The sequence below is a fragment of the Clostridium sp. J1101437_171009_A5 genome, assembly GCF_015547905.1.
Taxonomy (GTDB): Bacteria; Bacillota; Clostridia; order Oscillospirales; family Oscillospiraceae; genus Pseudoflavonifractor_A; species Pseudoflavonifractor_A gallinarum.
Window position 1 is genome coordinate 102995 of the sequence record NZ_JADMVY010000001.1, and the last position, 14335, is coordinate 117329.

At 61.6% G+C, this 14335-nt stretch carries 16 protein-coding genes; 4 read left to right on the forward strand and 12 right to left on the reverse strand.

Annotated elements, in window-relative coordinates; genetic code table 11:
• Window positions 1-27: 27 nt before the first annotated feature.
• The 9 genes from ispG to rpsB form a co-directional block, all read right to left on the reverse strand.
• On the reverse strand, window positions 28-1065 hold the full coding sequence (gene ispG / locus I2C21_RS00620) for a flavodoxin-dependent (E)-4-hydroxy-3-methylbut-2-enyl-diphosphate synthase (RefSeq protein WP_195278250.1): 1038 nt from the start codon (window positions 1063-1065) through the stop codon (window positions 28-30).
• 16 nt (window positions 1066-1081) lie between these two features.
• Window positions 1082-2140 carry a M50 family metallopeptidase gene (locus I2C21_RS00625; RefSeq protein ID WP_101693365.1) on the reverse strand — a complete coding sequence of 353 codons (1059 nt, stop codon included), beginning with the start codon at window positions 2138-2140 and terminating at the stop codon, window positions 1082-1084.
• A gap of 63 nt (window positions 2141-2203) precedes the next feature.
• A complete protein-coding gene (locus tag I2C21_RS00630) occupies window positions 2204-3340 on the reverse strand; it encodes a 1-deoxy-D-xylulose-5-phosphate reductoisomerase (protein ID WP_195278251.1) in 1137 nt (378 codons plus the stop codon).
• 17 nt (window positions 3341-3357) lie between these two features.
• Window positions 3358-4182 carry a phosphatidate cytidylyltransferase gene (locus I2C21_RS00635; RefSeq protein WP_101693367.1) on the reverse strand — a complete coding sequence of 275 codons (825 nt, stop codon included), beginning with the start codon at window positions 4180-4182 and terminating at the stop codon, window positions 3358-3360.
• Window positions 4182-4928 (reverse strand): undecaprenyl pyrophosphate synthase, encoded by a 747-nt coding sequence (gene uppS / locus I2C21_RS00640; RefSeq protein WP_101693368.1) that lies wholly within the window; start codon window positions 4926-4928, stop codon window positions 4182-4184. The genes I2C21_RS00635 and uppS overlap by 1 nt, the downstream gene beginning before the upstream one ends.
• A 78-nt stretch (window positions 4929-5006) precedes the next feature.
• On the reverse strand, window positions 5007-5561 hold the full coding sequence (frr, locus tag I2C21_RS00645; protein ID WP_101693369.1) for a ribosome recycling factor: 555 nt from the start codon (window positions 5559-5561) through the stop codon (window positions 5007-5009).
• Window position 5562: 1 nt separating this feature from the next.
• A complete protein-coding gene (gene pyrH / locus I2C21_RS00650) occupies window positions 5563-6285 on the reverse strand; it encodes a UMP kinase (protein WP_101693370.1) in 723 nt (240 codons plus the stop codon).
• Between the two features lie 259 nt (window positions 6286-6544).
• The gene (gene tsf, locus I2C21_RS00655) at window positions 6545-7462 is read right to left on the reverse strand and encodes a translation elongation factor Ts (protein ID WP_195278252.1); all 918 of its coding nucleotides are present in this window, start codon (window positions 7460-7462) and stop codon (window positions 6545-6547) included.
• An 83-nt stretch (window positions 7463-7545) separates the two neighbouring features.
• The gene (gene rpsB, locus I2C21_RS00660) at window positions 7546-8268 is read right to left on the reverse strand and encodes a 30S ribosomal protein S2 (protein ID WP_101693372.1); all 723 of its coding nucleotides are present in this window, start codon (window positions 8266-8268) and stop codon (window positions 7546-7548) included.
• Between the two features lie 260 nt (window positions 8269-8528).
• Here rpsB and I2C21_RS00665 point away from each other — a divergent pair, with 260 nt between their 5' ends.
• Window positions 8529-9440, forward strand: coding sequence for an SIR2 family NAD-dependent protein deacylase (locus tag I2C21_RS00665; RefSeq protein ID WP_195278253.1), 912 nt, complete (start codon window positions 8529-8531; stop codon window positions 9438-9440).
• On the opposite strand, the gene I2C21_RS00670 is transcribed toward I2C21_RS00665, so the two are convergent.
• Window positions 9437-10051 carry a hypothetical protein gene (locus I2C21_RS00670; RefSeq protein ID WP_195278254.1) on the reverse strand — a complete coding sequence of 205 codons (615 nt, stop codon included), beginning with the start codon at window positions 10049-10051 and terminating at the stop codon, window positions 9437-9439. The genes I2C21_RS00665 and I2C21_RS00670 overlap by 4 nt on opposite strands.
• Before the next feature lie 235 nt (window positions 10052-10286).
• Here I2C21_RS00670 and I2C21_RS00675 point away from each other — a divergent pair, with 235 nt between their 5' ends.
• The 3 genes from I2C21_RS00675 (at window position 10287) to I2C21_RS00685 (ending at window position 13076) form a co-directional block, all read left to right on the forward strand.
• The gene (locus tag I2C21_RS00675; protein WP_193537497.1) at window positions 10287-10928 is read left to right on the forward strand and encodes a hypothetical protein; all 642 of its coding nucleotides are present in this window, start codon (window positions 10287-10289) and stop codon (window positions 10926-10928) included.
• A gap of 271 nt (window positions 10929-11199) precedes the next feature.
• On the forward strand, window positions 11200-12513 hold the full coding sequence (locus tag I2C21_RS00680; RefSeq protein ID WP_193537499.1) for an HD-GYP domain-containing protein: 1314 nt from the start codon (window positions 11200-11202) through the stop codon (window positions 12511-12513).
• Window positions 12507-13076: a DUF5317 family protein gene (locus tag I2C21_RS00685; RefSeq protein ID WP_186962738.1), complete on the forward strand. Its 570-nt coding sequence runs from the start codon at window positions 12507-12509 to the stop codon at window positions 13074-13076. Before I2C21_RS00680 ends, I2C21_RS00685 begins: the two co-directional genes overlap by 7 nt.
• A 47-nt stretch (window positions 13077-13123) precedes the next feature.
• On the opposite strand, the gene I2C21_RS00690 is transcribed toward I2C21_RS00685, so the two are convergent.
• Both I2C21_RS00690 and I2C21_RS00695 read right to left on the reverse strand, forming a co-directional pair.
• Window positions 13124-13654: a hypothetical protein gene (locus I2C21_RS00690; protein WP_195278255.1), complete on the reverse strand. Its 531-nt coding sequence runs from the start codon at window positions 13652-13654 to the stop codon at window positions 13124-13126.
• Between the two features lie 116 nt (window positions 13655-13770).
• The gene (locus tag I2C21_RS00695) at window positions 13771-14136 is read right to left on the reverse strand and encodes a type II toxin-antitoxin system PemK/MazF family toxin (protein WP_101693379.1); all 366 of its coding nucleotides are present in this window, start codon (window positions 14134-14136) and stop codon (window positions 13771-13773) included.
• Window positions 14137-14335: the final 199 nt, after the last annotated feature.

Below are 14335 nucleotides of genomic sequence, written 5' to 3' on the forward strand. Positions count from 1 at the left end.
GCTCCTAGCTATGTATCGGTATGCGGCTCAAATCTGGTCGATGAGCCGGAACAGCTCGTCCACCAGCTGGCTCTGGGGGACCTTCTTGACGATCTCGCCCCGCCGGAAGAGGAGGCCCTCGCCGTCCCCTCCGGCAATGCCCACATCGGCAGAGCGGGCCTCGCCGGGGCCGTTGACCACGCAGCCCATAACGGCCACGGTGATGGGCTTGTCCACCGTCTTGAGGCGCTCCTCCACCTCTTCGGCCAAGCCGATGAGGTCGATTTTGGTCCGCCCGCAGGTGGGACAGGAAACCAGCTCGGCCCCCTCCCGCCGCAGGCCCACCACCTTGAGGATATCCCGGGCCGCATAGACCTCCTCCACCGGGTCCGCCGAGAGAGAGACCCGGATGGTATCTCCGATCCCCAGGGCCAGGAGTCCCCCGATCCCCACCGCGGATTTCAGCACGCCCATGCGGGGCGTCCCCGCCTCGGTGAGGCCCACATGGAGGGGATAGTCGCTCTGCTGAGCCATCTGGCGGTAGGCCGCGATGGTGTTGGGCACGCTGGAGGTCTTGAGGGATACGCAGATATCGTCAAAATCATACCGGTTGAGCAGCCGGATATGCCCGAAGGCCGACTCCACCAGGGCTTCGGGCGTGGGGCCGCCGTATTTGGCCAGCAGCTCCTTTTCCAGAGAGCCGCCGTTGACCCCGATGCGGATGGGGATGTTCCGCGCCCGGCAGGCGGCGGCCACCGCCTTGACCCGGTCCTCTCCGCCAATGTTGCCCGGATTGATGCGCACCGCGTCGGCCCCAGCCGCCGCGGCCTCCAGGGCCAGCTTGTAGTCGAAATGAATGTCCACCACCAGCGGGATGTGAATGCGCTCCCGGATGGCCCCCACCGCTTTTGCGGCGGCCAGGTCCGGGACGGCGCACCGGATGATCTCACACCCGGCGGCCTCCAGACGGAGGATCTGCTCCACCGTGGCCGCTACGTCATCGGTGCGGGTATTGGTCATGGACTGGATGGTTACCGGGGCTCCGCCTCCCACAGGGACATTTCCCACGTGAATCTGTCTGCTCATACCTGCCGCTCCCTTCTTATTGGATGAGTTTGTACACGTCGTTGACGGCTACCACCGCCATCAGGGCCAGCAGGCAGAAAAAGCCCGCCACGTTGACCGCGTTTTCATACTTCGGGTCCAGCTTCTTATGGGTAAAGAGGGTCACCACCGTGTTGATCAGCAGGAAGAAGATCCGTCCGCCGTCCAGCGCCGGGATGGGCAGGAGGTTCATCACCGCCAGGTTGATGGCGATGAAGGCCACCAGGCTCATCACATTCTGCACGGCCTGCATAGGCGTGGCCGACTGGCTCCCCACCTCACCGATGGTATTGACAATGCCGATGGGGCCGGAGAGATCCTGGAAGCCCACCGCGCCCCGGATCAGATCGCCCAGGCTGAACCAGACCATACGCACATAGTCCAGGGACTGCTTGACCGACATCTCTACCTTCACCAGGAGCGTGGCCGGACGCTCCACCGCGCCCAGGTTGATCCCCCGCAGGCGGGTCATACCCTGCTCCGTCTGCCGCTCCTGATAGGGGATGTGGAGATCGTCCAGCACCACCCGGGCGCCGTCCCGCTCCACCACCACGTCCACCGTGTCCCCGGCCCGGTCCAGCAGGAGTTTGGCGTCCCCGAAGATCCAGACCGGATGGCCGTCGATCTCCAGAAACCGGTCCCCGATCTGGAGGCCGCTGTCCTCCAGCCCGTACCCCTCCGAGAAGCTGGACACCACCGGCAGCAGATAGGCCCGGGCCGGGATGGACAGCAGCAGGAGGATGACCACGCCGGTCAGGAAATTCATGAAGGACCCCGCCACCAGGATGATGACCTTGCGCCAGGCCGCCTTGTTCTCAAAGGAGCGGGGATCGGAGGAGTCCCCCTCCTCCCCTTCCATGGCACAGAATCCGCCGATGGGCAGCAGGCGGAGAGAGTACTGGGTCTCTCCCTTCTTGCGGGAGAACAGCTCCGGCCCCATGCCGATGGAGAACTCGTTCACCTTTACCCCAAGGAGCTTGGCGGTAAAGAAGTGGCCGAATTCGTGGACGGCAATGAGCAGGCCAAACATCAGGATCGCGATCAAAATATACAGCATGGGACCTCCAATCAAATGAAAAAGCAGGGGCGGCGCGTGACCGCGCCGCCCCGATGGGAACTCTCAGCGGACGCAGGCGCGGGCGGCCTCATCCGCTGCGAAAACATCGTCCAATGTGTCTGCCGGTCCGGCGGGGACCCGCTCCAGCGCCCGTTCCACCAGGCGCGGGATATCCAGGAACCCGATCTCTCCGGCCAGGAACCGGGCCACGGCCGCCTCATTGGCGCCGTTGAGGATGGCGGTCGCCGTTCCGCCCCGGCGGGCGGCCTCCTTGGCCAGCGGCAGGGATCGGAAGGTCTCCTCGTCCGGCTCGGCAAAGGTGAGGACCCCGCACTTGACCAAGTCCAGCGGCTCGGTCACCGCACTTCCCCGGTTGGGCCAGGTGAGGGCATATTCGATGGGCAGGCGCATATCGGGCACCCCCAGCTGGGCGAGCACCGCGTTATCAGTGTATTCCACCAGGGAGTGAACTATACTCTCCCGGTGGACCACCACCGCGATTTTTTCCGGCGGAAGGCGATAGAGCCGCATGGCCTCGATAAATTCCAGGCCCTTGTTCATCAGCGTGGCCGAATCCACCGTGATCTTGGCGCCCATGGACCAGTTGGGATGGCGCAGGGCATCCGCCAAGGTCACATGCTCCAGCTCCTCCCGGGTTTTTCCCCAGAAGGGACCGCCCGAGGCGGTGAGGATGAGGCGCTTGACCTCTCCCCGGTCCCGGCAGCCCTGGAGGCACTGGAAAATAGCCGAGTGCTCCGAATCCACCGGGACGATCTCGGCACCCCAGCGGTCAGCCTCGTCCATCACCAGTTCTCCGGCGCAGACCAGGGTCTCCTTATTCGCAAGGCCGATCCGCTTGCCCGCCCGGATGGCGGCCAAAGTGGGGCGCAGGCCCACACTTCCCACCACAGCGGTGATGACCGTGTCCGCCTGGGGCAGCGTGGCCGCCTCCAGAAGGCCCTCCATGCCGGAGGCCACCCGGATGCCCGTGTCGGCCAGCCGGACCCGCAGGTCGTCAGCTGCCGCCGGGTCCATCAGAACGGCCAGCTGGGGCCGGAACTCCCGGCACTGGGCCTCCAGGCGCACCACGTCCCGGTTGGCCGTCAGGGCGGCCACACCGATCTGACAGGCCCGGGCCACGTCCAATGTCTGCCGGCCGATGGAGCCGGTAGAGCCCAGGATCGAGATCATCTTCTGCATGCGCTCTCCTCCCTCCGTCAGACCCGGATGGCGGGCAGACACCGGACCAGCGCCTCCATCAGGGGGGCACAGAAAATCACGCTGTCAAACCGGTCCAGCACACCGCCGTGTCCGGGGAAGATCTTGCCATAGTCTTTGATGCCATACTCCCGCTTGATGTAGGAGAAGGACAGGTCCCCGATCTGGGAGACCGCACTGCCCACCGCACCGTACAGGGCCAGGAGCGGATAGCTCACCTGGAACTGGAAGCCAAACTGGAGCACCGCTCCATAGAGCAGCAGCGTCAGAATGCTTCCCACAAAGCCGCCCACGGCCCCCTCCACCGTTTTCTTGGGGGAGAGCTCAGGGGCCAGCTTATGCTTTCCAAAGAGCATCCCGGCGAACAGGGCAAAGGCGTCGCTGAGGAAGGCCGCCAGGAAGGGCAGCAGGATCAGCACCTGCCAGTGCTCCATCCCACGGATGCGCACAAAGGAGGAGAGAAAAAAGGGAATAAAGACCGTAAAGAAGAAGGCCCCTCCCATTTTCTCCGTGGTGATCGTCTTGTGGCTGCGGATGGCCCGCAGGAACAGGAGCAGCACATACACAAAGAGGCCCGTCATGGCCCAGGCCTCATCGCCCCCCAGATAGACCCAGAAAGGGATGAGACCCGCCAGCACGATGGAGCCCCAGGTAAGGGCGGCATCCTTCAAAAAACCCGTGGACCAGAGCACCTCATGGACGGCGATCATGGACAAAATGGCCACCGCCGCCGGCAATACCACGGGAAACTGAGGCGCCAGGCCAAAGAGCACCAGAAAAATGACCGGGATAAAGACCACGGCCACCAGAATACGCTTCCCCATCAGACACCTCCGAACCGGCGGGAGCGGGTCTGATAGGCGTGAAGCGCCCGGTGGAGCTCCTCTTTCGAAAAGTCCGGCCACAGCACGTCGGTGAAATAGAACTCCGCATAGGCCGACTGCCAGGGCAGGAAATTGGACAGGCGCAGCTCCCCGCTGGGGCGGATGACCAGATCCGGGTCCGGGATACCGCCGGTGTAGAGATAGGAGGCAAACTGTGCCTCGTCCAGCGCCTGGGGGTCCTGCCGCCCGGCGGCGCAGTCCGCCGCAAAGGCCCGGGCCGCCCGGACGATCTCATCCCGGCCGCCGTAGTTGAGGCAGATATTGACCTGACAGCCATCGTAGTGGGTGGAGATCTCCTCTGTCCGGCGGCACAACGCCTGGAGCTCCTCGCTCAGCGGTGAGAGATCGCCCAGGAACTTCATCTTGACCCGGTCCTTCTCCATCTTGCCGATGGCCTCTTGCAGATACTTTCTGAGCAGTCCCATGATGGCCGAGACTTCCTCCTCCGGCCGCTTCCAGTTCTCGGTGGAAAAGGCATAGACCGTCAGATATTCCAGGCCGATCTCCTTGCAGTAGGTGGCGATGGTTCGGAAGGTCTCCGCCCCCGCCGCGTGACCTGCGGTGCGGGGCAGGCCCCTCCGCTTGGCCCAGCGGCCATTTCCATCCATGATGATCGCCACATGGCGGGGCAGCCGGGTAAAGTCCACCTGGACTCCCGGCGCTTGCTTCGGTTTAAAGATGGGCATAGTGTTACTTCCTACCAAATCAGAATTTGAGTGCGGGGCGCGCCGCGTCCCGCACTCAGACTGTCAAACAAGCGGGGCTTACACCGCCATGAGCTCGGCTTCCTTCTTGGCGGAGAGCTCATCGATCTGCTTGCAGCGCTTCTCCGTCAGGTCCTGCATCTCCTTCTCGTACTCCTTCAGGTCGTCCTCGGTGATCTCAGCCTTCTTCTTCATGGCCTTGTAGGCGTCCACCGCGTCCCGGCGGATGTTGCGGATGGCCACCTTGCCGGCCTCGGCATACTTCTTCACCTGCTTGGAGAGCTCCTTGCGGCGCTCCTCGGTCAGCTGGGGGAAGGCCAGGCGGATAAGACGGCCGTCATTCTGGGGATTGATGCCCAGGTCGGAGGTCTGAATGGCCTTCTCAATGGCCTTCAGGATGGTGGCATCCCAGGGCTGGATGGTCAGGGTGCGGGGATCGGGAGAGGAAATGGCGGCCACCTGGTTGATGGGGGTGGGGCTGCCGTAGTAGTCTACCGTCACCTTATCCAGCACGGCGGCGTTGGCGCGGCCGGCACGGACGCTGGCGAAATCACTGATGACCACGTCAATGGTCTTCTGCATCTTCTCGTCATAGGGCTTGTGGACTGCGTTCATCTCACTTTTCCTCCTTCACAATGGTGCCGATCTTCTCGCCTTCCAGGACCCGGATGATGTTCTGGGGGTCCTTCAGGGCAAAGAGGATGACGGGAATCTTATTGTCCATGGACAGGCTGGTGGCAGTGGAATCCATCACCTGGAGGTGCTGCGCCAGCACGTCGTCATAGGTAATGGAGTCGTACTTCACCGCGGTGGGGTCCTTGTTGGGATCAGCGCTGTACACGCCATCGATATTCTTGGCCAGCAGGATCACATCCGCATCGATCTCCGCGGCGCGGAGCACTGCGGCGGTATCCGTGGAGAAGAAGGGATTGCCGGTACCGCAGCCGAAGATGACCACTCTTCCCTTCTCCAGATGGCGGATAGCCTTGGAGCGGATATAGGGCTCGGCAAAGGCCCGCATCTCAATGGCGGTCTGCACGCGGACCTCCACCCCCATCTGCTCCAGCACATCGGCCAGTGCCAGACAGTTCAGGGTGGTGGCCAGCATCCCCATGTGGTCGGCACGGGTACGCTCCATCCGGCCGCCGCCGTCCTTGACGCCCCGCCAGAAATTGCCGCCGCCCACCACGATGCCCACCTGGACACCCATGGAAATGGCCTGTTTGACCGCCTGGCATACGCTGCCGATCACACCGAAATCCAGTCCGCGGCCGGCGTCACCTGCCAGAGCCTCTCCGCTGATCTTCAGAAGAACGCGTTTGTATTGCGGCTCACTCATACTGTCAACCCCTTTTATATCTATGGTAAGGCGGCACCGGGCGGATGCCGATAAACCGCCAGTTTCAGTCTTTTGTTATTTTAACTTATTTTCCCCTGTTTGCATAGGCCTTGAAGCAAAGTTTTTACAATTTGTTCGCAACCGGCATACGGTTCTGCCGGCGCAAAAAAGGGACCAAGTACAAAACGTACCTGGTCCCTCTCGCTCCCCGGTCGCAAAGAGCGGGGACGCTTGCTTCAAATCTGGCCGGCAGGGGAAATTACTTGCCCAGCTGCTTGGCGATCTCCTCGGCGAAGTTCTCCTGCTTCTTCTCGATGCCCTCGCCCTTCTCGAAGCGGACGGCGTTCTTGAAGGTGATGGTGCCGCCCAGAGCCTTGGCGCTGGAAGCGATATACTGCTCCACGGTCATGGAGCCGTCCTTCACGAACTCCTGCTGCAGCAGGCAGTTCTCGGCATAGAACTTGTTCAGCTTGCCCATGACGATCTTCTCACGGACCTGCTCGGGCTTGGAGGCCATCTTGGGATCATTGGACATCTGGACCATCATGATCTTCTTTTCCTCGTCCAGGACGTCCTGGGTCACCTGGCTCTTGTCCCAGAAGCGGGGGTTCAGAGCGGCGATCTGCATGGCCACGTTCTTACCCACGGTCTCCACCTGCTCAGCGGAGAGGCTGGTCTCCAGGTTCACCAGCACGCCGATCTTGCCGCCCGCGTGGATGTAGGGCACGGACACGCCGTCGGTGAAGAAGGAGAAGCGGCGGACCTTGATGTTCTCGCCGATGACCAGGACCATCTCCTGCTGCTGCTGGGTGACGGTCAGGTCGGTGCCAACATACTTGCACTCCATCAGAGCGTCCATGTCGGCGGGCTTGTTGGCGGCCACAGTGGCGGCCACACCCTTGACGAAGTCCACGAACTTCTCGTTCTTGGCCACGAAGTCGGTCTCGGCGTTGACCTCGACCACAACGCCCATGCCGTCGATGACGGCGGCGTAAGCCATACCCTCGGCGGCGATGCGGCCAGCCTTCTTCTGGGAAGCGGCCAGGCCCTTCTCGCGCAGGATCTCAATGGCCTTGTCCATATTGCCCTCGGCCTCGGTCAGAGCCTTCTTGCAGTCCATCATGCCCACGCCGGTCATTTCGCGCAGCTTCTGTACGTCCTTAGCAGTGATTGCCATGATCACATACCTCCATTTTTTGTATAAAAGGAGCGCCCGCCCGCGCGGGCGGGCGCTCCCAATGTGTTTGTATCTCTGTAAAATTACTCGGCAGCCTCGGCGGTCTCCTCAGCGGGAGCGTCCTGGCCCTGCTTGCCCTCCTGGATGGCGTTGGCCATCACACCGGAGATCAGCTTGATGGCGCGGATGGCGTCATCGTTGCCGGGGATCACGTAGTCGATCTCGTCGGGATCGCAGTTGGTGTCGACGATGGCCACGATGGGGATGTGCAGCTTGCGGGCCTCGTTGATGGCGTTGCGCTCCTTGCGGGGATCCACGACGAACAGAGCGCCGGGGAGCTTCTTCATCTCAACGACGCCGCCCAGGTACTTCTCCAGCTTGGCGATCTCGCCCAGGTGCTTCATGACTTCCTTCTTGGGCAGCATGTCGAAGGTGCCGTCCTCCTGCATCTTCTTCAGCTGGTTCAGGCGCTCCACGCGGCCGCGCATGGTCTTGAAGTTGGTGAGCATGCCGCCCAGCCAGCGGGCGTTCACATAGTAACCGCCGCAACGGGTGGCCTCTTCCTTGATGGCCTCCTGGGCCTGCTTCTTGGTGCCGACGAAGAGCAGGGTCTGGCCGGACTCGCCCAGAGAACGGACGAAGTTGTAGGCCTCCTCCAGCTTCTTCACGGTCTTCTGCAGGTCGATGATGTAGATACCGTTGCGCTCAGTGTAGATGTAGGTGGCCATCTTGGGGTTCCACCGACGGGTCTGGTGACCGAAGTGGACACCGGCCTCCAGAAGCTGCTTCATAGAAACGACTGCCATGATTATTTCCTCCTTTTTGTTGTTACCGCCATCCGCCTCATCTTCCCTGCCCACCCTTGCGGGCACCGGACACAGAATCAGCAGATGTGTGTAATCATGCTCTGGTATTATATAATAGCTTTTCCCAAGATGCAAGTATTATTTTCCGAAAATCTGTTTTTATCCTTAACCTTGCCTTTTGTCCCCCTCTTTTTTATAATGTGGGTGTGCCGCCCTTTGGGAGAAAGGCACAAGTTTCAAATGAAACGGAGGAGAACTCCATGACATACGCCGAGCGGATGGCAGCCTATGCCGCCCGGGCGGCCGAGCTGGCGGCCCAGGACCCCACGCCCGCCCTGGAGCGGGCGGTCTCCCTGCTGGAAGGGGCCGGACACATCATCATCGGCGGTGCGGCCGGTCTCTCGGCCGCCGGCGGACTGGACTACCAGTCCGAGGAGGTCCTGCGCCGGGACTTTCCCGCTCTGCACGCCCTGGGCTACCACACCCTCTGGGAGGCCCTGTGGGACCCGTCGCGCACCTATCTGCAAAAGCAGGGCATGATCGCCGCCGAGGCTCTCTGGGCGCGGTACGATTTTCCGGTCATCCAGGCCTATCGGGACCTGCTGGCTCTGGTGGAGGGGCGCAATTATTTCGTCCTGAGCAGCAACATCGACGATCAGTTCCAGAAGGCCGGATTTGATCCGGACCGGATCTTCTGTCCTCAGAACAGCATCGCGGATTTTCAGTGTTCCGTCCCCTGCTGTGACGCCCTGTGGGACGGCGAGGCCATCTACCGCACCATCGTGGCCCATATGGACCCGGTCACCTATGCCTGCCGGGAGGAGGATCTCCCCCGCTGTCCCCACTGCGGCGCGCCCGCCGTGCGGAACATGCGCGGAAGGGACGTCTTTGTCCCCTGGAAGGTCATGGCCAACCGTGCCCCCTTTGAGCGCTTCTGGGCGGAGGCCGCCCAGGACGATACTGTCTTTCTGGAGTTGGGGGTGGGCTTCAACTCCCCCGGGCTCATCCGCCACCCGTTTCAGCGCATGACCGCCCTGTGGCCCCGCGCCTCCCTCATTCGGATGAACCGGGACTATCCCTCGGTGCCCGAGAAGATCCGCTCCCGCTCGGTGGAGCTGGGCGGCGACATGGCCCTGCACCTGCACCGCATGCGCCTCCTCGCCTCCCGCTAATCTGTCCTCCCTTTCGACCGCTCCGGCTCTTTCCCGGGGCGGTCTTTTGGCGCAATCGGCCATCCCCTTTTGTCCAGCCGGACACTGGCATACCTGGCTCCACCCCACTCCCACACCCACATCAGACAGAACAGCGGCGTTAAGTGAAATTGGCCTCCCGCCGTGAAGGGCACGGCGATTTCCACGCCTTCTCCCACCGGGCGGATGAGCGCCCCTGCCACCCCCTCCGCCGCCCGGCGGAGAAGGGGGTCTCCCAGACGGGCGGGCAAATCAGAGAGGCGTGTCCACCCGGTCGGGACGGGCTCTCCCCCGCCCGGTTTGCCCCGGGAAAAGGCCAGTACCGCCTCCGCACCCGTCACCGGCCAGACCCCCAGCTCGTTCAGCGTCTCCCGGGACACCACGCGCCGGAGACACAGCTTTTTCCCCTCCGGGAGAAAAGTGCCTGCCAGGTAGCTTCCTCCCCCGGCGCCCTGTATCCTTCCTTTATAGATTCCCTGTCCATCCTCCGGCAGTTCCCCGTACAGGTGGATCTTGCCCCCCTCTTCCTGTACCCTTAAAAAACCCCGCCCACCGGCCAGTGCGAACTGCATCTCCACGCGCTTCCACCTCATTTCTCCTGCAATCTCATCCCTCCTATTATTCCTATGTGACGGCCGGTCAGACCATGCGCTGTCACACCCAGACCGCCTTTCCGCCCCTGTTAAGAAGGTTTTGGGAAAAAGGAAAAAATTTCTCTTTTTTCTGTCTAAAATATACGGTTACATACTTGCACCTTTTCGTCGGATTCTGTATAATAGCAACAGTTGTTGTAACTTTTTTGTCCCACCAAAAGGAGGACCTCAGACGATGGTTTTGGATACCGAGGCCTGGAAGGCGCTCGTCAATCAGCTCCCAGGTGTGCTGGGCGCCGCATTTCATGTGGAGGAAGAGACCGTGCGCGAGGTCCATATTCTCTCCGATCAGTCCCGCAGTCCCAAACAGGTGGTCCGGGACGTTCAGTCCGCCCTGCTGGCCAAGTTTCAGCTGGAGCTGGACCACCGGATCATCAGCGTGGCTCAGATCCCTGCCCCGCTGAAGGAGGGTCCCCGCCGTCTGGTCTTTGAGCGTCTGGATATGGCCAGCAGCCGGGAGGGTGTCTCGGTCAAAGTCCATCTCCGTCTGGGCGACCGGCTCTATGAGGGAGAGTCCCGCTGCGCCCCTTCCTCGGGCACACGGACCCGCGCCATTGCTGCCGCCACGGTAGAAGCCATCAACTGTCTTTTGGCTTCCAACTGCCGGTTCTCGGTGGAGGCCGTGCGCACCACTGCGCTGGCGGAGCATCCGGTGGTGATGGTCGGTCTCTTCCTGAAGCTGGACGGAAAGACCGAATCCCTGCTGGGTGCCTGCTATGTGGGAGATGACGTCAATTTCTCCGTGATCCTGGCCACGCTGGATGCGGTCAACCGCCGTCTTTTGACCCTCCCCCCCTCTTCGGACTCTCTCCTGTAATTTTTCCCTTTTTCATATAGAGCGAAGCGAATACAGCCTGCCTATAGCGACACGGCAGAGTATCCGGTAAAGGAGCTGTATTCGATGAATAAGGCGAAAATCATGGTTGCTCTGACTTCCCTGGTTTCCCTGCTGGTCGCTGGCGGCGCTTACTTTAACTGGCGCTGAGCGATTCTTCGTGAGGCAGAAGCGGCTGGAATTTCTGGCCGCTTTTGCCTGTTCCCGCATATTCTGACGGTCCATACGGGTCTATTCGGAGGTTTTGACACTCATGCAGAAACACCAACCCTCTACCTGGTATATTGGCCTGGTCATCCTGCTGGGAATGGGCAGCGGAATCTATTCTGTCTGCCGCAGTCTCCAGGACGCCCCCTGGCAGGATCCCTATGTGCTGGGGGCACTGGTGATCCTGTGTGTGCTCTGCCGGTGTCTTCCGCTGTATATCCGTCCGGACTGCACCATTGATATGTCCTTTATCAGCATTCTGGCCACCGTTTTGCTCCTGGGGCCTGAGACCGCCACTGCCATCGTCTTTCTGACCAAACCGCTGGAGATCTATCCCCGGGAAAGCGGCGGCGGATACTGCCACATCTTCAATACCGCCCCTGTCAAAACCCTCTTCAATACCAGCAATCTCAACTTGTCCTTTACTCTGTCGGGGTTCCTCTATCACGCCGCGAATGGCGTGCCGGGAGATCTGTCTCTCCCCGGCGTGCTGCTCCCCTCCCTGCTCTTCGTGTTCTGTTCCATTGTGCTCAACAGCTTTATTCTGCTCTTCCTCTTCCTGCTGGAGGGCAAGGTCTCCTTTTATCCTACTATCCTTCAGATGTTTCTGGGGCTGCTGCCCAGTATCCTGTGTTCGGCTCCTATGGCCTATTTCCTGGCGATGCTGCTCCAGATGCCCGCAGGAGCCTGGCTGGCCTTCCTCTTCATGCTGCCGCTGCTGCTGGCCCGCTATTCCTTTAAGCTCTATCTGAGCAGTGTGCAGCAGCAGTACAGCATCCTGAAGGCGCTGACCGCCGCTCTGGACGCCAAGGACACCTATACAGAGGGTCACTCCTCCCGAGTCTCCCGCTTTGCCGTGCAGATCGCCGGGCGCATGGGGCTCTCCTCCAAGGCGATCCGGCAGCTTCAGACAGGGGCGGTGTTCCACGATATTGGAAAGATCGGCATCCCCGATTCCATTCTGCAAAAGCCGGGAAAACTGACCCCGGAGGAGCGGGCCGTCATTCAGCGGCATCCGGTCATCGGAGTGGACATTTTGAAGAACATCGACTCTTACCGGGAGATTCTGGACATGGTGCGCCATCATCACGAGCGCTATGACGGCGGCGGCTATCCGGACGGCACCCGGGGTGAGGAACTCTCTCTGGAGGTCTATATCCTGGCTGCGGCCGACGCCTATGACGCCATCACCAGCGACCGGCCCTATTGCAGCGGCCGCTCTCCCAAAGTAGCCGCCGAAATTCTGCGTGCCGAGGCAGGGCGGCAGTTTCACCCGGAGGTGGCCCGTGTGGCCGCCGACATGGCCGAGTCCGGTCTGCTCGATCCCCACTCGGAGGAAGAGGAGGGCCCGCCATGCTGACCGCCGCGGTGATCCTCAGCCTGCTGATCGGCTGGATGGGCGGCGGACGGCTCTCCCGCTGGGAGGAGGCCCGAATTCACTGGCTTCTTCTACCAATAGCAGCCCTTTTCATACAGCACATTGCCGTCTCCTGGGTCCCCTGGCCCAAGACTGGTTCCGGCTTCTGGGGTCCGGCCCTGCTGCTCCTCTCCTATCTGATGCTGGGCCTGTTCCTGCTGCGCAACCGCCGGCGGACACGCACGGCCCTGTGTGCCGGGGCTGGATTGCTGTGTAATCTGGTGGTTATTGCCGCCAACGGCTGGCGTATGCCGGTCAGTACCCAAGCCGCTCTCCGGCTCTCCTCCCAGGGACTGGAGGCCCTCTCCTCGGGTGCCATCCCTATGTACGCCCTGGCCGGTCCGGAGACCAAGCTTCTCTTTTTGGGCGATATTTTTTATCTTCCTATTCCCCTTCTGCGGGGCTTTGCCAGCGTAGGGGATTTTTGCCTGGCCGCGGGGGTCTTCTTCTGCTTTATGGCCATGATGAAGCCCACCCGTCTGCCCATATGGCTGCGAAATGGATAACGATAGAAAGAGGGACAGCCCCCCAGGGGCTGTCCCTCTTTTTCATCTTATCGGATGCTGTGATTTCCTCTCACCATCAGGGTAACTGCTCCGGAGGCCTTCACGCCCCGCCCCTCAATGGTGGCCAGGTAGAGGTGATTGGCAATCAATGCTCCTCCCGGCGCCAGGGTGCTCCCGGCCGTCATATCCACCAGGCCGGGCGAGGAGTCGGATACACAGACCGCCGTGCCGCTGCGCAGCAGGATCTCGCAGGAAGTGCCCGCGACCAGCTGCTGCCCCTGCTTCAGGGTCACCACCTGATAGACCGAGGCGTTCCCCCCGCTTCCGCCGGAACCCTGTACCTCCTGGGCGTAACCGTCCGCCACCTGCTGCAGCTGGGTCTTGAGGGCGCTCTCCCGCTGGGTGAGTTTGCTGTCCACCTGGGACAGAATGGAGGGAGTCGCCTTCTCATTGAGATAGCTCAGTGTCACCAGGGGATCGCTCTGGCTGCCCTGTGCGGCAGCCAGAGCCACTCCCATCAGGGACAGCGTCACCAATCCTCCGGCCAACAGGCGCGGCATCCACTTTGTTGCTTTCATGGGTGTCCTCCTATGTACGATTCCAAAACGGACGCCAGGCCGGCAAATGCTGCATATTGCTATGTAGCCTTTCGCCGGCCCGCGTCCCGTGTGTTCTGTCTCTGCCGCCTCAGCGGTCAGACCAGCTGCTGGGGATGGAGACCAAAGCTGACTGCAATGGCGGAATCCACCTGTTTCATCAGTGTACTGTCCAGCCTTCCCATATGCTCACGCAGCCGTTTCTTATCCAGAGTCCGGATCTGCTCCAGCAGGACCACCGAATCTTTTGGGAGCCCGTAGCTCCCGGCCGCAAACTCGATGTGGGTCGGCAGGCGCGCTTTGCCCGTCTGAGAGGTGATGGCCGCCGCGATGACAGTGGGACTGTGCTTGTTGCCCGTATCGTTCTGTACGATCAGAACCGGACGCACGCCCCCCTGCTCGCTGCCCACCACAGGACTCAGGTCGGCATAAAAAATGTCTCCACGTTTCACGCTGTTGTCCACAAAAGCTCACACTCCGCCGGAAGATAGTGGCCGGCGTCACCGGGGGTTTTCCCCCCTTCGCCAAGCTACTATGATTCTCCCACGGCACGGCGGGATTTATACACGGCGCCGGGAAATCCCCCGGAAGCTGTGTGCCCTCCGTCGGCCCGGCGATACTCTCCCCGGGTCATTTTATGCTCCGGCACAGGCAGCGGTTCCT